The organism is Streptomyces sp. 135 (genome assembly GCF_020026305.1).
Lineage (GTDB): Bacteria > Actinomycetota > Actinomycetes > Streptomycetales > Streptomycetaceae > Streptomyces.
The window spans coordinates 242,792-261,217 of the sequence record NZ_CP075691.1; the positions used below are offsets into that span (position 1 = coordinate 242,792).

General features: G+C 72.7%; 13 protein-coding genes. All 13 read right to left on the reverse strand.

The window, feature by feature from the left end:
• From KKZ08_RS01155 to KKZ08_RS01215, 13 genes are read right to left on the reverse strand one after another with little or no spacing between them, the layout of a single operon-like run.
• The gene (locus KKZ08_RS01155) at window positions 1-663 is read right to left on the reverse strand and encodes a PIG-L deacetylase family protein (RefSeq protein WP_223772617.1); all 663 of its coding nucleotides are present in this window, start codon (window positions 661-663) and stop codon (window positions 1-3) included.
• Window positions 660-1,460, reverse strand: coding sequence for a glucose-1-phosphate cytidylyltransferase (locus tag KKZ08_RS01160; RefSeq protein ID WP_223772618.1), 801 nt, complete (start codon window positions 1,458-1,460; stop codon window positions 660-662). The genes KKZ08_RS01155 and KKZ08_RS01160 overlap by 4 nt, the downstream gene beginning before the upstream one ends.
• A complete protein-coding gene (locus KKZ08_RS01165; protein WP_223772619.1) occupies window positions 1,457-2,692 on the reverse strand; it encodes a class I SAM-dependent methyltransferase in 1,236 nt (411 codons plus the stop codon). Before KKZ08_RS01165 ends, KKZ08_RS01160 begins: the two co-directional genes overlap by 4 nt.
• Complete coding sequence (locus KKZ08_RS01170) at window positions 2,689-3,912, reverse strand: glycosyltransferase (RefSeq protein ID WP_223778870.1); 1,224 nt, start codon at window positions 3,910-3,912, stop codon at window positions 2,689-2,691. The genes KKZ08_RS01165 and KKZ08_RS01170 overlap by 4 nt, the downstream gene beginning before the upstream one ends.
• Before the next feature lie 8 nt (window positions 3,913-3,920).
• Window positions 3,921-5,165, reverse strand: coding sequence for an O-antigen ligase domain-containing protein (locus KKZ08_RS01175; protein WP_223772620.1), 1,245 nt, complete (start codon window positions 5,163-5,165; stop codon window positions 3,921-3,923).
• 1 nt (window position 5,166) lies between these two features.
• Complete coding sequence (locus tag KKZ08_RS01180) at window positions 5,167-6,690, reverse strand: right-handed parallel beta-helix repeat-containing protein (protein ID WP_223772621.1); 1,524 nt, start codon at window positions 6,688-6,690, stop codon at window positions 5,167-5,169.
• Window positions 6,691-6,698: 8 nt separating this feature from the next.
• The gene (locus KKZ08_RS01185; RefSeq protein ID WP_223772622.1) at window positions 6,699-8,663 is read right to left on the reverse strand and encodes an alginate lyase family protein; all 1,965 of its coding nucleotides are present in this window, start codon (window positions 8,661-8,663) and stop codon (window positions 6,699-6,701) included.
• Window positions 8,660-10,855: a bi-domain-containing oxidoreductase gene (locus tag KKZ08_RS01190; protein WP_223772623.1), complete on the reverse strand. Its 2,196-nt coding sequence runs from the start codon at window positions 10,853-10,855 to the stop codon at window positions 8,660-8,662. Before KKZ08_RS01190 ends, KKZ08_RS01185 begins: the two co-directional genes overlap by 4 nt.
• 37 nt (window positions 10,856-10,892) lie before the next feature.
• Window positions 10,893-12,818, reverse strand: coding sequence for an asparagine synthase (glutamine-hydrolyzing) (gene asnB / locus KKZ08_RS01195; protein ID WP_223772624.1), 1,926 nt, complete (start codon window positions 12,816-12,818; stop codon window positions 10,893-10,895).
• A 3-nt stretch (window positions 12,819-12,821) separates the two neighbouring features.
• Window positions 12,822-14,384 carry a Wzz/FepE/Etk N-terminal domain-containing protein gene (locus KKZ08_RS01200; RefSeq protein WP_223772625.1) on the reverse strand — a complete coding sequence of 521 codons (1,563 nt, stop codon included), beginning with the start codon at window positions 14,382-14,384 and terminating at the stop codon, window positions 12,822-12,824.
• Window positions 14,381-15,775, reverse strand: coding sequence for a Wzz/FepE/Etk N-terminal domain-containing protein (locus KKZ08_RS01205; protein WP_223772626.1), 1,395 nt, complete (start codon window positions 15,773-15,775; stop codon window positions 14,381-14,383). Before KKZ08_RS01205 ends, KKZ08_RS01200 begins: the two co-directional genes overlap by 4 nt.
• Complete coding sequence (locus tag KKZ08_RS01210) at window positions 15,772-17,049, reverse strand: glycosyltransferase family 4 protein (protein ID WP_223772627.1); 1,278 nt, start codon at window positions 17,047-17,049, stop codon at window positions 15,772-15,774. The genes KKZ08_RS01205 and KKZ08_RS01210 overlap by 4 nt, the downstream gene beginning before the upstream one ends.
• Window positions 17,039-18,364 carry a nucleotide sugar dehydrogenase gene (locus KKZ08_RS01215; RefSeq protein ID WP_223772628.1) on the reverse strand — a complete coding sequence of 442 codons (1,326 nt, stop codon included), beginning with the start codon at window positions 18,362-18,364 and terminating at the stop codon, window positions 17,039-17,041. Before KKZ08_RS01215 ends, KKZ08_RS01210 begins: the two co-directional genes overlap by 11 nt.
• Window positions 18,365-18,426 lie beyond the last annotated feature (62 nt).

The window sequence follows — 18,426 nt, forward strand, 5'->3', positions numbered from 1 at the left end:
TCATTCCCCCAGGTCGGAAGTGCCGAGATCGAGCGTGAGCTTGGTGACGGCGAACGCCTCGGCGTAGCGCGCGTGGCATTCGATGCCGCGGATCCGGGCCAGCCCGAGGAAGGCCTCCCGGTCGTACCAGGGCCGGTGCCGCTGCGAGGGGTAGTGCTCCTGCAGCAGCCGCACCTTCCGTTCGGCGATCTCCGGCGACAGCGGCTGGTACGCGGCCGGGCGGCCGAGATCGCCGTCCCACTTGACGATCTCGTAGCCGAGTACGAGGTGGTCGCGGAACGCGGTGGGTATCAGCCGGGCCAGGCCGCGGTGGTCCTGGTGCGCGTCATCGGTGCGGGGGGCGAGGATCAGGCCGGGGTCGGTCTGCCCGCGCAGTTCCTCGACGGCGGCCTTGGCCTCGTCCCAGTGCACGGGCATGCGGCCGTCCGGCAGCTTGAGCACGGTGAGGCGCAGGTCGGCGTCCGGGCAGAAGGCGGCGAGCGCGGCCCGTTCCTCCTGCTCCCGCTCGCTGCCGCCGCCGGAGAGCACCAGCGCGTCGATACGTATGCCGGGGTGCGCGAGGCAGAGCGTCAGCAGCGTGCCGCCGGCGCCGATGGCGATGTCGTCGCAGTGCGCGCCCACCGCGGCGATCCGGTGCAGGCGCCCCGTCCCGAGCCCGATCACGCGCTCACCGCCGCGGTGTCCCGTTCCCACACGGCCCACGGGCGCTCGCCCCGGGCGTAGGCGGCGTCGAGCGCGGCCCGCTCCTTCACGGTGTCGGTCGGCTTCCAGAAGCCGCGGTGCTGGTGCGCCACCAGCCGTCCGCGCTTGGCCAGTTGGGCGCATCCGTCGGCGACCAGGTCCCCGTTCTCCGGGATGTGGTCGAAGACCTCCTGGCGGAGGACGAAGTAGCCGCCGTTCTCCCACAGCGGCAGGTCGCTCACGGCGGTGATGCCGCCCACCAGGCCGTCCTCGCCCAGCTCCACGCAGTGGAACGACGACTGCGGCGGCACCACCATCATCGACGCGCCGGCGTCACGCCGGGCGAACCGGTCGATCATCTGCGGCAGCGGGGCGTCGGTGAGCACGTCGGCGTAGTTGGCGAGGAACATCTCGTCGCCGTCCAAGTGGTGCCGCACCCGGCGCAGCCGCTCGCCGATCGGTGACTCGATGCCGGTCTGCGCGAACGTGATCGTCCAGTCCGAGATGTCGGTGGAGAGCAGTTCGGTCCGCCCGCCCCGCAGCACGAAGTCGTTGGACGCCGTCTCCTCGTAGTTGAGGAAGAAGTTCTTGATGTGGTGCGCCCCGTAGCCGAGGCACAGGATGAACTCCGTGTGCCCGAAGTGCGCGTAGTAGCGCATGACATGCCAGATCAGCGGTCGCGGGCCGACCATCGCCATCGGCTTGGGCGCTTCGTCGTCGACGCCTGCGCCGCTGCGCATCCGCATCCCGTAACCGCCGCAGAACAGTACGACCTTCATGCCTTGACCTCGACAATGCTCAGTTCCGGGATGGGAAAGACGAGACGGCCGCCCCACTCGTGCACGAAGGACAGCTGCTCGGTCAGCTCGGCCCGCAGGTTCCACGGGAGGACGAGGACGTAGTCCGGCCTGTCGGTGGCGATCCGCTCGGGCGGCAGGATCGGGATGCGGGTGCCGGGGGTGAACCGGCCGTGCTTGTAGGGGTTGCGGTCGACCGTGTACGGGAGCAGGTCGGGCCGGATGCCGCAGTGGTTGAGCAGGGTGTTGCCCTTGCCCGGCGCGCCGTAGCCGACGACCGTCTCGCCGCGCTCGGCCGCCTCGACGAGGAACTTCAGGAGGTCCCTGCGCACCTTGGCGACCCGGGCGGAGAACTCGGTGTACCCCGACAGCTCCTGGAGCCCGGCGGCCTTCTCCCGGCTCAGCACGTCGGCCACCGCCGGGGACGGCTCGCCCGCCACCTCGGCCGGGCGGGCCCACAGCCGGATGGAGCCGCCGTGCGTGGGCAGCAACTCGACGTCGACGAGGGTGAGTCCGCCGCTCGCGAGCGCCCGGGTCGCGGAGGCGACCGTGTAGTACTGGAAGTGCTCGTGGTAGATCGTGTCGTACTGGTTCTCCTCGATCAGGGTCAGCAGGTGCTGCACCTCGATGGAGACCCAGCCGTCGTCGGCGACCAGGGCGCGCAGCCCCTCGGTGAACCCGACCACGTCGGGGATGTGCGCGTACACGTTGTTGGCCACGACCAGGTCCGCCGGGCCGTGCTCGGCGCGGACGGCCGAGCCGACGCCGGGGTCGAGGAACTCGGTGAGCGTGGGCACGTCCGCCTCCCGCGCCGCGGCGCCGACGTTCACCGACGGCTCGATGCCGAGGCAGCGGATCCCCCGGTCCACCATGTGCCTCAGCAGGTACCCGTCGTTGCTCGCGACCTCGACCACGAAGGCGTCGGGGCCAAGGGCGAGTCGCCGCACGGCGTCGGCGACGAACGTGCGCGCGTGCTCCACCCAGGAGGTGGAGTAGGAGGAGAAGTACGCGTACTCGCTGAACGTCTCCTCCGGCGTGATCAGCGGCGGGATCTGCGCGAGCCAGCAGTCGGTGCACACCCGCAGGTGCAGCGGGAACGCGGGCTCGGGCTGGTCCAGTTGGTCCGCGGCGAGAAAGCTCTCACATGGTGGCGTCGCCCCGAGGTCGACGACGCTCGCCATCGCTTCCGAGCCGCAGAGTCGGCATCGTGTCATTTACTGCCCCCCATGGATTCCGTCCCCCTTGATTCCGTCCGCACCGCGATCGCGGTGCGGTACTCCTCCACCAGGCGCTCCAGCCCGACGGCCGGGCTGAAGTGCTGCTCGTAACGGCGCCGGGCCGCCCGGCCCATCTCCCGGCCCAGGGCCGGCCCGGCGGTGATCCGGCGTATGCGGGAGGCGAGCGAGGCGGAGTCGCCCGGCCGGTGCAGGAGGCCGCTCACCCCGTCCTCGACGAGTTCGACGAAGGCGCCGTGACCGGCGGCGACGGCCGGGACGCCGGCCGCCATCGCCTCCACGACCACCAGGCCGAACGCCTCCAGCCACGTCGAGGGGGCCACCACGGCGACCGACCGCGCGATGGCCTGCCGGCACTGGGCCGTGTCGTACAGGCCGACGTACCGTACGTCGTCCCGGCCCGTCGCCCAGGCGCTCACCTCCCGCTCCAGTGGCCCCGCGCCGGCGATGACGAGCGGCACACCCACACCGCCGCTCGCCGCGATCTCGTCCCACGCGGCCATGAGCAGCCGCACGCCTTTGGCCTCCGCGAGCCGCCCGAGGTAGAGCAGGTGCTCGCCGGCGCCCGACCGGCGGATGTCCGGGTCGGGCACGAAGTTGTGCTTCACCGCGAGGCGTTCGGCCGGCATGCCGGCCCGCACCAGGACGTCGCGCTGCGCCGCGGAGATGCAGAAGAACCGCTCCACGCCGGACCACCAGCGCCGCCGGTTGACCGACAGGCTGACCGCGAGCGGCACCGTCGCGAGCCGGGAGTCGCGGTAACAGCCGTGGCGGACGGCGGGCAGCGGCGCCGACCCGACGCACTCGGTGCACGGCCGCCCGTCCCGCTGCAATGTGCCGGGCGGGCAGATCTGGGTGTAGTTGTGCAGCGTGGCGACGGCGGGCACGCCCGCGTCGGCGCAGGCGGCGAGGACCGCGGGCGACAGGAGCGGGAAGACGTTGTGGACGTGGACCACGTCCGGGCGCTCGGTGCGCAGCCGGGCGGCGAGTTCCGTGCGGACCGCCGGGTTCCACGGCACGAGGAGCGGTACCGCGGCCTTGCCGAGCAGGGAGCGGGCGGCGATGGAGTCGCTGCGCCGCTCGAAGACCTCGACCCGGTGGCCGGCCGCGCGCAGCAGCTCCACCTCCTGGTCGACGACCTTGTTCTCGCCGCTCGGCTGCGCCGAGGAGTAGCGGTTGTGCACCACGAGGACGTGCATGTCCGCGCTCACCTCTCGTTCCTGGCCCATCGCGGGACGCGTCGTCGGGGGGCTTCGGGCGCCGCGGGAGGCACGGCCGCCGCAGGTGGCGCCAACAGGGAGGCGGCCACGGCCAGATGCAGCAGATACGGCGAGGCGTCGCCGAGCCCGGCCTCGGTGTACGACGCGATCGCGCAGTAGCTGATCAGGAAGATCGCGCAGGCCCTCGGCAGCGACGGCGGCCGCAGCAACGCGACACCGGCGAGGACGACGACGATCAGCGCCACGATGGCGGCGCCGGTCAGGCCCTGCTCGTGGTAGACGGCCAGCCAGCTGTTGTCGATCGGCAGGCCGCCGAAGGACTTGTCGCCCAGGCCCATGCCGAACAGCTGCTCCGAGGCCGTCCGGGGGGCGGCCAGCAGGGCGTCCCAGACCTTCTCGCGGCCGGTGAAGCTGGTGAAGTGCTCCTGGCTCTGCCCGCGCAGGAACCACGTCCGCAGCGCGGAGCCGAACCCCACCGCGGCCACGGCGGCGCACAGCACCGCCCAGGTGAAGAACCGGCGGGCGGCGGCGCTGGTCAAGGCGAGGGAGCCGATCGCCGCCGCGAGCCCGATGAGCAGACCGAGCGTGGCCGTACGGGTGTGGGTCAGCGCGAGCAGGACGAGTGAGGGGACGATGACGACCGCCGCGCTGCCCCGGTCCGTCCGGCGGCCCAGGACGAGCAGCACGGTGAGTCCGATGATCACCGCGGCGTACTGGCCGATCTGCGGCGGGGTGAGCGGCCACAGGGCGCCCACGAGGCGTCCGCCGTAGAGCTCGGGCAGGGCGGCGCCCGGTGAGATGACCAGGCCGGCGGCGACCGAGCCGAGCACCGCGAAGTACATCCGGATGTGGTGCCGGACGAACGTCACGCTCCGGTCCCACCAGCGGCTGAGCAGCCACAGCGTGGCGACGAAGAGCGCCAGCCGGACGCAGCGGAACAGCGCGCCGAACCCGGACTCGAGGCCCGCGCTGGAGATCACGCTCGGCACCAGCAGCAGGGTGAGCAGGAACAGGAAGGCGCCGGCCCGGATGCGCAGCCGGAGATTGACCGCGAGCGCCAGCGCGAACGCGGCGACCAGCGCGCCCATGGTGACCATCTGGATGAGGGAGCGGGGCAGGGGGACGATGGTCCTCGCCCCGGTGGAGCCGAGCGTGTTGAGGACGAGCAGCCCCCAGACCGCCCCGACCGTCTTCGGCGTGTGGTCCGCGCCCGGTATGTGGCCCGTGCTCATCTCAGCCACCGTCCCGTGCGCGGAAGGTGCTGCCCGCGTCCTGCCGGTACGGCGTGCTCTGCCACTGTCCGAAGTCGAGTACGCGGCTCGGGTCGTGGGCCACGAACTTCCACGGTCCGAGGTAGGCGTTGTCGTGCCAGCGGTTGTGCTGCTTGCGGGTGATCGCCTCGGCAACCCGCTCGCCCTGGTAGGGCGACCAGTCCGGATAGGTGCCGTAGTTGGCGAGGACCGCCATGCGGTCGCACTTCGCCGCGCAGTCGACGACGGACTTGTCCAGCACGAAGCGGTTGTCGTGGATGTCCACGCGCTGGGTCTTCCACCGGCAGTCGCCGTAGAGCGGTGCGGTGGCGATCGCGGGCCGCGCGCAGCGGTCGGTGTCCTTCACCAGCAGCGTGCAGTCACCGGACGAGGTGTTGGCGGGGCTGTTGCAGAACCGGTCGGCGTTCTCCCACAGGGTGATGCCGGACCAGTTGTCCTCCAGCACGTTCCGGTAGATCTCGATCTTGTCCGTGCGGGCCCGGACCCGTGGTTCGCCGCCGGACTCGGACACGTAGACGGTCGCGAACGGGAAGTTGTCGCCGCGGTCGGCGTACCTGCGGCCCTCGACCCAGTTGTTCCGCCGGATCGTGTTCTTCCGGATGACCGCGTTGTAGCTGGTCTCGTAGATCAGCGCGGCACCGTCGTTGGTCTCCAGGACGTTGTCCTCGATGCGGAAGTCGTTGTTGTTGGTGTCCGCCCACAGTCCCGATCCGCGGTTGTCGTGCACCCAGTTGCCGCGCACGTCGGCGCCGTCGACGGCCCAGAACTTGATGCCTCCGGTGCAGCCGCAGCCCTTGCGCCGCCGCTCCCAGTCGTCGGTGTTGTTGCCGACGATCTCGTTGCCCTCGACCACCAGGTCCCTGAGCCGGCCGGTCGCCTTGTACGCGTTCATGCCGTACTGGCCGTTGCCGCGCAGGCAGTTGGCGCGGACCCGCTGGCGGGCGCCGGCCATCAGTCCGGCACCGGAGTTGTGCTGGATCGTCGCGTGCTCGATCACCCATCCGTCGGCCGAGTCGTGGTTGACCACGCCCTCGTCCGGCGGCGCCACGAAGCGCTGCACGGTCAGGTGGCGGATGGTGACGTCGCGGGCCCTGCCGCCGAACGCGTACTGGTTGGCCTTCCGGCCGTCGAGCACCGCGCCCGGCGCTCCGAGGTAGCGGTTGCCCTTCTTGGGGATGACCTGGGCGTAGCGGTCCGGCTGGAGCCTGTGTCTGCCCGGCCGGAGCCAGAACGTGGTGTTCGGGGGGCTGTTCTTGGTCTTCGTGGCCAGGTCGCCGACCTTGGCGGGGTCGACGGTCACCGCGCCCGCGGGTGCCTTCGCCGGTCCGGCGGCCGGCTCGGCGCACACGCGGGCCACGGGCCGGGCCGCGGACGTCGGGGGTGCGGCGGCCGGCTTCTTCCGGGCGTCCGGAGTGCTCTCACAGCCGGCCGCCAGCAGGGCCAGCGCCGCCGCCGGGAGCACCCAGCTCCGCCACTTCCTCCCCACGAGTCCCCCTAGCCCCGGAAGCCGAGCACGGTGGTGAACCCCTCGGCGCCGTCGGTGAAGCCGGTGCCGACCAGCGTGGTGGCGGGTTCCTTGCGCCCGAAGCCGGCGGAGTACCAGCCGAGGGGCGGATCGCTCTCACCGCGATGCGCCCGCCAGCGCAGTTGCTCGGGCAGGTCGAGCACCGCGGAGCGTTCCTCGCCGTCCCGGGTCCAGGTGAGCACGGCCCGCTCCCCCGCCAGGTCCGCGGTGATCGCCGGGCCGAGGTGGAACACCAGGCGTACGGACCGGCCCGGGCCGCGCACCTCGTCGACGACCCTCAGCTCACGGCTCGCGGCCGTCAGCTCCACCCTGCGGCGGTGCACCGAGGGGCGGTAGCCGTCGTGCTCGGCACACCAGCGGGCCACGTCACCGGTTGTCTCGGCGGCCAGGACGCGGCTGCGGGCGTGGCGGGTCCACAGGAACGGCCCGCCGGATACGGACTGGTCGGCGCCGTCCAGTTGCAGGGTGTTGTGGCCGAGGGTCGACCGGAAGTACCGCCGCCATGCGGGCTCCCCGTGGTAGCAGTACGTGCCGGGGTCGGCGAGCACGTCGACCCCGTCGTGCCGGACCTCAAGCGACAGCGCGTCCGCGTGGGCGTGCGCGGCGATGGACAGGAAGCCGTGCGGGCCGCCGTCGCACCGGCACCAGATCTCCCCCGGGCCGCGCAGGATGGTCATGCCCGCGTCGGTGAAGTGGCCCGGCCTGCGCGGGGGGCGGGTCACGGCCGGTGCGGTTCCGTTCTTCGCGTACGGCCGGATGAGCGCGGTCAGCAGCGGGGTGCGGACATCGGTGGCGGTCACCGACGGCCACCAGTCGAGCCGGCCGAAGACGGCGTCCCCGGTGGCCAGCAGGGACGCCCAGCGGTCAGTGCCCGTGCCGTCCAGAACCAGACCGTGGCCGTCGTCCGCGTCCCCCTGGCGCGGCGGCCGTAATCGGCTGTCCACGACGGCCGCGAGCGCGTCGGTCATCCGCAGCAGCACCAGCCGGACGGAGGCGGGGACGGGCACGTCCGCGGCGTCCGCCTCGGCCAGCGCGGCCAGGCCGAGCTCCAGCACGAGGCCGTGGTACTCGGTGGCCAGCTCGCGGTTGAGGCCCGATCCGAAGGTGTTGCTCTTCAGGTGCCGCTCCAGGGACCGCAGCGCGTCGGACCGCCAGCGCGGCGAGGCGGGGAACCACCCGAAGGCGCAGGCCGCGGCGAACTGCCCGGCGGCCTCGGCGATGACGTGGTTGTTCGCCGAAGAGCCCCGGCTGGGGAAGGCGGCCAACCAGCGCTGGTGGTGCCAGATCTGGTGGCGCGCCACCGGGTTGTCCTCGAACAGCGCGGCCGCGCCCGGCCAGTCGTCGAGCAGGCGGCGGATCCACACCCAGGACAGCAGCCGGATCCCCAGCTCGATGCCGCTGATCCAGTGCGCTCCGCGCAGCGGCGCGTTCGACGCCCACCACGAGCGCAGGTGCTCGGCCACGCGCTCGGCGTACCGCTCGTTCCCGGTGACGGCGTAGGCGGCGGCGAGCACGGTGAGGTACTGGTGCCGGGAGAGCTCCCAGATCTGCTTGATGTCACCGGCCGCGTTCTCGTCGCGGTACGGCACGTCGAAGGCGTAGCCCCACGGGGCCCTGCGCCCGGTCTTGGGGTCGTACCACCAGTCGGGGTCGGCCAGGTCGTCGCGGTCCACGCCGAAGTACTCGACGTGCCCGGCCAGCAGCCGGTCCGCCTCGGCGACCAGACGTTTCGCGGCGTCCGGCGGGACCGAGGCGATCGTCCCGGCGGGCAGGACCGCGGTGAACCGGGCGCCGGTCACGCTCGGGCACTTTGGCCGCGCCGACCGCCACCGCCGCCTGCGCACCGCGTCGCCCGCCCGGCCGCCGATCTCCCGCGGTCCCATCCGGGACAGCCGCCGCAGGTACCAGCCCGCGCTCGCCGGGCCCACCGTCATCGCGCCCTCGCCAGCGTCACCGGCGCGCCGCCGGCCAGGCCCGCCCGGACGGCGAGGGTCGCCGCCGTGGTGGCGACCAGCGACTCCAGCGGCACCGGCATCGGCCCGCCGGTCCGCACCGCCTTGACGAACGCGGCCAGCTCGGCGGACTGCCCCTTGTCCCGGGCCTTGGGCAGCCGTGAACTGACCCACCGCTTGCGGCGGCCACCGTGGACGGAGGCGCGGACGAAGTCGTCGAGCCTGAGCACCTTGCCGTCCGCGACGAGGTCCAGCGTCTCCTTGGGGAAGCCGGACGCGCCGGTGGTGACGTAACTGATGGTGGCCGTGGACCCGTCCGGGTAGCGCAGGACGACCTGGAGGTCTTCGTTGCCGGGCGGGGCGAGGGCGTACACGGAGACCGGGTCGGCCCCGAGCAGCCAGCTCGCCGTGTCGATGAAGTGCCCGCCCTCGCCGGTGAACCGCGAGCCCTCGGCGCCCTGCCGGAGGTACCAACTGCCGTGGTCCAGCCGCCCGGCGTTGACCAGGTAGCGCAGGCTCGCCGGGCCGGTCCGGGCGCCGAACCGCTTCCGGGCCTCTTGCAGCAGCGGCGCGAACCGGCGGTTGAAGCCCACCTGGATCCGGTCGTTGCCGGACTCCTCCACCGCCGCGAGCACGCCGGTCAGCTCGTCCTCGGTGAGGGCCAGGGGCTTCTCCACGAACACCGTCTTGCCGGCGAGGAGGGCCCTTCGGGTCAGTTCGGCGTGCGAGCTGTGCCGGGTGACCACGAAGACCGCGTCGATGGACTTGTCGCCGAGCACGGCGTCGAGGTCGGTGGTCGCCTCGGCGAAGCCGAACTTCCGCTTGGCGTTGGCCGCGGACAGCGCCGTCGTGGTGACGACGGTCGACAGCGTGACGCCGTCGCGCTGGGCCAGGTGCGGCAGCAGCATCGACGTCGCGTAGTTCCCCGCGCCGACGAACGCGAGCCGTACCGGCGTCTTGGCGGCCCGGGCCGGGGCGGGCACCACGCCGTTGCGCCGCACCTCGGGCACGGCCACCGCCGGGGCCTCGGCTTCCGCCGTGTTCTCGGCGTGGCCGGGGTAGCGGAACAGCACGGCCACCGCCTTCAACTCGCCGTTCTTCAGCCGCTGATACGTCTCGACGGCGTCGTCGAAGTCGGCGATGTGGGAGACCAGCGGCTCCACGTCGACGCGGCCGCGGGCGACGAGGTCGAGGAAGCACGCCAGGTTGCGGCGCTCGGTCCAGCGCACGTAGCCGATCGGGTAGTCGCGCCCCTCCAGCTCGTACTCCGGGTCGTAGCGTCCGGGGCCGTAGCTGCGGGAGAACCGGACGTCGAGCTCTTTCTCGTAGTACGCGTTCCAGGGCAGGTCCAGGCGGCACTTGCCGATGTCGACGACCCGGCCGCGGTCCCGGCAGAGTCGGGCGGCCAGCTCGACGGGCTGGTTGCTGCCGCCGCCGGCGGCCAGGTACACCTGGTCCACGCCGTGGCCGCCGGTGAGTTCGGCGACGGTGGCCTCCACGGCCGCGGAGGAGGGATCGCCGCAGGCCACGGCGCCCAGCCGCTCGGCCAGTGCGCAGCGCTCCCGGTCGGGGTCGACGCCGACGACGCGGACTCCCGAGGCGGTCAGGAGCTGTACCACCAGCTGTCCGATCAGCCCGAGGCCGATGACCAGTGCCACGTCGCCGAGCTGTGACTCGCCGCGGCGGACGCCCTGCAACGCGATCGACCCGACGGTGCCGAAGGCCGCGTGCCGCGGCGCGAGACCATCGGGCACCCGGGCGTAGAGGTTCTTCGGCACCCAGTTCGACTCGGCGTGCAGCGCGTGCTCATTGCCGGCGCAGGCCACGAGGTCGCCGACCTTCACGTCGTCGGTCCCGGCGCCGACCTGCTCGACCACCCCGCACAGCGAGTAGCCCAGCGGCGTGTAGGAGTCCAGCTTGCCCATCACCTTGCGGTAGGTGGCGGGCACTCCGTTGGTGGCCACGCTCTGCACGACCTTGGCCACCTGGTCGGGCCGGGAGCGGGCCTTGCCCAGCATCGACATGCCGGCCTCGGACACCTTCATGAGCTCGGTCCCGGTGGATATCAGCGAGTAGGCGCTGCGCACCAGCACACCGCCCGGCTTGCACCCCGGCACCGGCACGTCGAGCACCGCCAGCTCGCCGCTCTTGTAGTTCTGTACGACCTGCTTCACCCGAACTCCTTCTGTTTCCACGTCTTTCAGGGCCCCGTCAGGGGGCGGTCCGGCCGGAGCCGGAGGTCGCGCCGCGGTACCAGTACTCGAGGGTCAGCACATGCCACAGATGCTTGGAGAAGTCCCGCCGGCCGGCCGCGTCCTCGGCGACCATCCGCGCCAGCGCGTCGCGGCGCAGGATCCCCGCGCCGACGAGCACGCCGTCGTGCACCACCTCGCGGACCAGCGGTGCCAGATCCCGGCTCATCCAGGCGCGCAGCGGGGCGCTGAACAGGCCCTTGGGCCGGTACACGATCTCCCGGGGCAGGACCGAGCCGGCCGCCTCCTTGAGGACGGCCTTGCCCTGCCGTCCGACGATCTTGCGGTCCCCGGGCACGGCGAACGCCGCCTCGACCACCTCGACGTCCACGTACGGCACCCGCACCTCGGTCGACGCGGCCATGCTGGAGCGGTCCGTGTAGGCGAGGTTCAGGCCCGGCAGGAACATCCGCGCGTCGCCCAGGCACATGCGGTTGACGAGGTCGTCGAGGTCGTTGTCGTGGTAGATGTCCGCATGCTCGGTCAGCACGTCCTCGACCGTCCCGGCGAGGTCCGGATCGATCAGTGCGAGCAGCTCCTCCCGGTCGTACATGGTGTAGCTGCGCCGGAAGGCGGTCTCCTCCGGCAGATCGGCGAAGGAGAGGAACCGCTTGGCGAAGCGCACCGACCGGTACCCCCGGCGGGCCGTGGCGACCGGCAGCCGGTCCACGGCCCTCGACAGGCCGCGCCGCAGGGGCCGCGGGACGCGCTGGTAGCGCAGCGCGAGCAGGTTGGCCAGGTGCTTGCGGTACCCGGCGAACAGCTCGTCGGCGCCCATCCCCGAGAGCATCACCTTGACGCCGGCCTCGCGGGCGGCCGAGCAGATCAGGAAGGTGTTGATCGCGGCGGGGTCGCCGATCGGTTCGTCCAGGTGGTGCGTCATCCGCGGCAGCAGGTCGAGGACGTTCGGGGCGATCTCGATCTCGTGCAGGTCGACGCCGAACCGCTCGGCCACCTGTCGGGCGTAGCGCAGGTCGTCCGGCATCGCCTCGAACTTGGCGTCCTCGGCGCGGAACCCGATCGTGTACGCGGAGATCCCGGGCCGGTGGCGGGCCGCCAGCGCGGTCAGGTAGCTGGAGTCGAGACCGCCGGAGAGGAAGGTCGCCACGGGTACGTCGGAGAGCAGATGCCGGCGGGTCGACTCCTCGACGACGGCGGCCAGGTCCGGCTGCTCGCCGCTGCGGGCCCGCTCCTGGCCCGCGGCGGCGACGTCCTTCAGGTGCCAGTACCGGCCGCGCTCCACGCGGCCGTCGGCCCGGCACCTGAGCCAGCTCCCGGGCGGCAGCTTCTCCGCCTCGCGGAACGCGCAGCGTGAGTCCGGCACCCAGTAGTAGAGCAGCGAGGCCACCAGCGCCGCGGGGTCCACCCGCAGCGATCCGCCGCTCACGGCGGCGAGCGCCTTGAGCTCGGAGGCGAACATCAGGCCCTCGCCGCGCCGCAGCAGGAACAGCGGCTTGACGCCGAGCTGGTCGCGGGCGAGCACCAGGTCGCCGGTCCGCTCGTCGAAGATCCCGAACGCGAACATGCCGCGCAGCCGGGGCAGGCAGTCGGTGCCCCAGCGCCGCCAGGCCTCGAGCAGCACCTCGGTGTCGGAGGTGCCGCGGAAGCGCACCCCGGATGCGGCCAACTCGGCACGCAGCTCGGGCGCGTTGTACAGCTCGCCGTTGTACGTGAGGGCGAGGCCGCCGGAGACCATCGGCTGGGCGCCGGTCCCGGACAGGTCGATGATGGCCAGCCGGCGGTGTCCGAGGTGCACTTCGCCGTCACCGGCGGCGTGGCCGTACCGGCCCGCCCCGTCCGGGCCTCGGTGGGCGAGGGTGTCCGTGAGCCGGTCGGTCACGGCCTTCCCGTCCGGCCACCGGTAAGTGCCTGCGATGCCACACATGTTCTAACGTGCCTCCTGGTCGGTGTCCGGGACTCGTGTGGCCCACATGGGCGGCCGCTCCGTCCGCGACCGGCCCTCCCTCACTGCCTGAACGGCGTGGGAGGTGCCCCCACCGTTCTGCCGGGCCGGCCGCCCGCTCCGGCCCCGCAGCGCGATGTCCGTGCCGTCCCACAGCGTGCCGTCGGTCCGGTCGCGCGGATCCGGGTCGATCAGCACCACGCCGAGCACCGCGATGCGCTGGTCCGCGAGTTGCCGCGCCACGGTGTGCAGCCAGGCGGCGCCGGCGTGCCCGGCACGCACGACGAGCACGGTCCGGCTGCCGAGGTACGGGAGGTCGGTCCACGCCGTGCCGGGCGCGACCGAGCCGACGCCGAGCCGGAGCTCTCGCTGCGCCGTGGCCGTGGCGCGCTCACCGCTGACCACGGTTGGGTCTCCCGGCTCGGGGCGGCGGTACGCGAGCTGCGGGCCCGGCAGCCCGTCGACGACGGCCACCGGCCCCTTCGCCGCCAGGGCCCGGGCGAGGTCCATGGCGATCACGCTCGTGCCGCGCGCGCAGCCCAGTTCGAGGAGCGACACCGGTTCCGTGGAGCCGCGTACGGCGCGGGCCAGGGTCGTGGTGAGGCGTTCGCGTGCCGCACGGGTCCTGCGGCGCTGCCACGGCCCGCGCGAGGGCAAGGACGTGTGGCGCAGCTCCGCGATGACCGAGGCGCCCAGGTTCGCCGCGATCTCCCGGCGCAGCACGGGGCGGTCCGCAACCACCGCGCCGACCGCCGCCACCGCGAGCCCGAGGACGAGTCCCAGGAGGAGCCCGATCGCGGCGTTGGTGGCGGCGGTCCTGGGCAGGGAGTGCCGCACCGCGCGCGGGGCGTCCACGATCTGGGTGCCGGCGACGAGCCGGGGCGTGCCGATGCGTGCCTCTTCGGCGCGCTGGTCGAAGTCGGCGATCCGCGAGTTGAGTTCGGCCCGGCGGGCGAAGAGCGTCTCGATGCTCGCCGCATCCTTCGGTTCGGTCTCCGGCGACCGGTCACCGATCGCCTTGTTGACCTTGCCCAACTCGTCCCGCATGCGGTCGCGCTGGTCGAGCAGGGCTTTGGCCTCGGCCTTCGCGGTCTCCCGCATCCGCCGCACATGGTCGTCGACGAACGCGTCGGCGAGCGCCTTGGCCCGGGCCACCGCGTCCGCGTCGCTGTCGCCCGTCACCTCGATCCGCAGCAGGTTGTTGGTCAGGCCGGTGCCGCGGTAGTCCCGCATGAAGTCTTCTGGTTTTTCCGGGGAGTTGAGGGCGCGCAGGGCCTTGTCGGCGATCCGTGTGGTTCCCAGCAGCTCGACGTCGGTGCGGATCAGCGTTCCGGTGTCGTTCGGCTGGTCCTCCTTGTGCGTGACCAGCACCTTGGTCACGGCGGTGGGCGGCGGTGGCCGCAGGACCGCCACCGCCGCGCCGACGAGCAGCCCCAGCAGCGCCAGGCAGCACCAGAGGCGGCGGCGCCTGCGCACCGCCACCACCAGTGCCTGCAAGTCGAGGAGCGGAGCGGCGGCCGACGGCTCCGGAGTCCTGGTCGTGGTCACCCTGAGCCCCTCACGTCGTCGCCCACCGCGACCCCGGCAGGGGTGTGACGCGCGGAGCGGCCGGCGGTCCCTGCCGCGCGGGTGCGGACCGTGCCGGCGACGACGGTCCCGACGACCTCGTGCCCCGCGTCCGCGCACGCTTCGGCGAGGCCGCCGAGCTCCTCGGCGGTCCGGCTGCCCGCGCTGAGGACGACCAGGGCACCGGACTCGGTGTCGCGGTCCGGCACCAGCGGCCGGGACACCGGGACCTCCACCACGCGCAGCATGGGGCAGCCCATGCCCGACGAACTCGGGGAAGGGCCGCTCTCGGCCTCGGCGACGAGTTGCCGGGCGGCCCGGCGGGCGATCTCGTCGCCCTCCGGTACGACGAGCAGCAGCCGCCGGGGAGCGGGTAGTTGGTCCCGGAGGCGAGCGCACACCCGCCGGTAGCGGAGCTGTCGGCCCGCTTCGCCGCCGGACGGCTGCGGGGCCGGGATGTCCCATGGGGTGTCGACGCCCAGCAGCCGGCGGGTCCAGGCCCGCGGGTCGCGGCCCGGTGGACGGTGCGGGAGCCGTTCACCGGGTACGTCGACGGTGCCGAGCAGCGTCGAGCCGAGCGCCGCGGCGATCTCCCCTGCGGTGCGCGGTCGGCGGTTCGCCCGTGCGGCGGCGAGATGGCCGACGACCGCGAGCAGGAAGAACAACAGCGCCCCGGCGGCGATGAGTTGCGTCCTCGTCGGCGGCGCCTCGCCGGTCGGCCGGGCGGCGGGTCCCATGACGACCAGGTCGGCCTTGCCGCTCGCCGGGTCGGCCTCGTCCAGCTTCTTCATGGCCTCGTGCAGCGCGGTGCGCAGCTTCTCCAGTTCGGTGCGGGCCTGCACGCCCTCCACGGTCCGCCCCGGGTCGGCGGCGCCGGCCAGGTCCGAGATGCGGCGGTTGGTCTGCACCACCTTCTGCCGCAGCGTCTCCGGGCCCGCCGCGGCGTCGGGGTCGGTGCCGTCGCCCGCGATCCGCGCGGCGAAGGTGACGAACTGCCGGGCCACCTGGTCGGAGAGCCGCTGCGCGCGCTCCGGGCTCTCGGCCGTCCCCGAGATCTTGATGATGTTCCCGTCGGCGGCCTCGGCGCTGACGCGGTCCCGCAGCTCGCTGCCGCTGACGCCGTTCCAGTCGAGCGTGGCGGCGGCGCGGTCGACCACCGCCGAACTGGCGGCGATCTCCGCCTGGGTCAGCAGCTCGCGCTCCTCCCACTGTCCCGCCAGCAGGACCGATGTCGACGTCGTGTACCTCGGCGGGAACAGCAGCGAGGTGCCGTAGCCGACGAGGGCGCCCACCACGGCGACGACGATGAGCAGCCGCCCGCGCCGGCGGAGGATCCGCCCGATCGTGACCAGGCGTATCGGGTCTTCGCTCAACTGCGCTGCCTCCTCCGGGCCCGGACCGGTCCGCCCGTCACCGGGGCGTGGTCGCGGCAGGCAGCGGCATAGGCGGCGAGCAGCGACGCCTGCGAGTTCCGCCAGGAAAGCTCTCCGCCGATCCGCTCCTGGCCGGTCTTGCCCATCCGGGCCCGCCGCTCCGGATCGTCCAGCAGCTGCGCGATCAGCCCGGCGAACGCGGCCTCGTCGTTGGCGGGCGCGTAGAGGGCGGCGTCACCGGCGGAGACTCTGGCCTCCCGCAGGTCGAAGGAGACGATGGGCCGGCCCATCACCATGTACTCCAGGACCTTGTTCATGGTCGACACGTCGTTGAGCGGATTGTGCGGGTCCGGGGAGAGGCACACGTCCGCGGTGGACAGGTAGCGCGCCAGGTCGGCGTCCGGGATGCGCCCGGTGAACTGGACCTGCTCCGCGAGCCCGAGCCGCCGGGACAGCTCCACCATCGCGTCGAAGGTGTCGCCCGCGCCGACGAACACCGCGTGCCAGTCGCTCCGCCCGAGTTCGTCGCGCAGCTTCGCGAGGGCCCGCAAGGCGTAGTCGACGCCGTCCTGCGGGCCCATGACGCCGAGGTAGCACAGCAGATGGGGCTTGCCGCGCTTCAGCTCGGGCTCGGGCGGTACGGGGTGGAACCGGTCGGCGTCGGGCGCGCTGCGCACCACGAAGACGTCCTGCGGCCGCCGGCCGCCGCGGCGCACCGCGACGTCCCGGTAGCTCTCGTTCGTGGCGAGGACGACGTCCGCGGCCCGGTAGGTCATCCGCTCCAGCGCGCACACACCGCGGTAGAGCAGGTCCTTGCCGCGGTCGAACCGGGAGAGGTACAGCTCGGGCACCAGGTCGTGCTGGTCGAAGACGAACCGCGCGCCGCGCCGCTTCAGCCACAGTGCGGGCAGGAACAGCAGGTCGGGCGGGTTGCAGGCGTGGACCACGTCGACCGGGCCGACCTTCCGGGCGAGGCGGACCGTGTGCCACAGCGCCGATCCGTACTCCCGCAGGTAGCCGGCCGGCCCTCCGGTGGCGGCACGCAAGGGGTAGCGGTGGATCCGCACCCCGTCGATCTCCGCCTCCGGCTCCGTGTCCCGCTTCGTGCCCCGGGGGCAGATGACGTGCACCTCCCACCCCGCGTCGCGCAGCGTCGTGCACTCCTGCCACACCCGCCGGTCGAACGGCACCGACAGGTTCTCGACCAGGATCAGCGCGCGCCGGTCAGGCTTGTGGCCGTCGGCTGTGTCATCGAACGACGTGTCACCAAGCAAGGCCCACGTACCCCGGTTCGGCCCGGCGCGCCTCGGCGTCGGGGAGGTGGATGAGGTCGACGATCACCGGGCTCTCACCGTGCGGCAGTGCCGACAGCACGGCCGGGTCACTGGTCCCGACCAGGCACACCTCGGCGTGTTCGAGCACTTCCTCGACGGAGCCCGCGAGCAGTTGCGCGAGGTGCGGCAGCCGGGTCTCGATGTACTCGCGGTTGGCGCCGAGCAGCCGGGACAGGCTCACGTTGGCGTCGTAGATCCGCAGGTCGTACCCCTTGCCGAAGAGCCTCTCCGCCAGTTCGACGAGCGGGCTCTCGCGGAGGTCGTCGGTGCCGGGTTTGAAGGAGAGGCCGAACAGTCCGGCCCGGCGTTTGCCGGTGCGCTCGACCAGCTCCACCGCACGCTGCAAGTGGTCGGAGTTGGACGGCAGCACGTGGGACAGGATGGGTACGGAGACGTCGGCCCGCTGCGCCGCGTGGACCAGGCTGCGCAGGTCCTTGGGCAGGCAGGAGCCGCCGAAGGCGAAGCCGGGCCGCAGGTAGGCGGGGCTGATGTTCAGTTTGCGGTCGGCCAGGAACACGTCCATCACCTGGTGCGAGTCCACCCCCAGCGCCTGGCACACGGCGCCCAGCTCGTTCGCGAAGCCGATCTTGAGGCCGTGGAAGGCGTTGTCCGCGTACTTGATCGCCTCGGCCGTCGGGACCGGTACCCGGAACACCTCGCCGGGCAGGCCGTCGTACAGCGCCGCCACCGCGTCACCGCTTGCCGGTTCCAGTTCGCCGATGACGGTCTTGGGCGGGTCGAAGAAGTCCCGCACGCTGGTGCCCTCGCGCAGGAACTCCGGGTTGACCGCGACCCCGAACTCCACTCCGGCCGTGCCGCCGACGTACTTCTCCAGGATCGGTACCAGCAGGTTCAGGCAGGTGCCCGGGAGCATGGTGCTGCGGAACACGACGGTGTGCCGCCCGCTGTCCTCACCGCGATCCGCCAGCGCGGCGCCGATCTGCTCGGTGACCCGCTCCAAGTACGTGGTGCACAGGCTGCCGTTGGGCTCCGACGGCGTGCCCACGCAGACCAGCGACACGTCGCTGTTGAGGATCGCTTCTCGGACGTCGCCGGTGGCGCGCAGTGTTCCCGCCGCCACGGCCTCGGTGACGAGTTCGCCGATCCGTTCCTCGACCACCGGGGCCTTGCCGTCGTTGACCAGGTCGACCTTCACCTGGTTGACGTCCACCCCGATGACCTCGTGCCCCAGGCCGGCCAGGCATGCGGCCGACACGCAGCCCACATAGCCGAGCCCTAAGACGCTTACTCTCATGACCGGTTCCTCCCCCCGGGCAGGCCCTTGCGGCCTGCCGTCCGTGCGCCGATCGGACGACG

Excerpts from the sequence above, each read along its gene's own strand:
- KKZ08_RS01215 (WP_223772628.1), bottom strand. The coding sequence starts at position 18,364 with ATGAGAGTAAGCGTCTTAGGGCTCGGCTATGTGGGCTGCGTGTCGGCC.
- KKZ08_RS01175 (WP_223772620.1), bottom strand. The coding sequence starts at position 5,165 with ATGAGCACGGGCCACATACCGGGCGCGGACCACACGCCGAAGACGGTC.
- asnB (WP_223772624.1), bottom strand. The coding sequence starts at position 12,818 with ATGTGTGGCATCGCAGGCACTTACCGGTGGCCGGACGGGAAGGCCGTG.
- KKZ08_RS01185 (WP_223772622.1), bottom strand. The coding sequence starts at position 8,663 with ATGACGGTGGGCCCGGCGAGCGCGGGCTGGTACCTGCGGCGGCTGTCC.
- KKZ08_RS01170 (WP_223778870.1), bottom strand. The coding sequence starts at position 3,912 with ATGCACGTCCTCGTGGTGCACAACCGCTACTCCTCGGCGCAGCCGAGC.
- KKZ08_RS01165 (WP_223772619.1), bottom strand. The coding sequence starts at position 2,692 with ATGACACGATGCCGACTCTGCGGCTCGGAAGCGATGGCGAGCGTCGTC.
- KKZ08_RS01160 (WP_223772618.1), bottom strand. The coding sequence starts at position 1,460 with ATGAAGGTCGTACTGTTCTGCGGCGGTTACGGGATGCGGATGCGCAGC.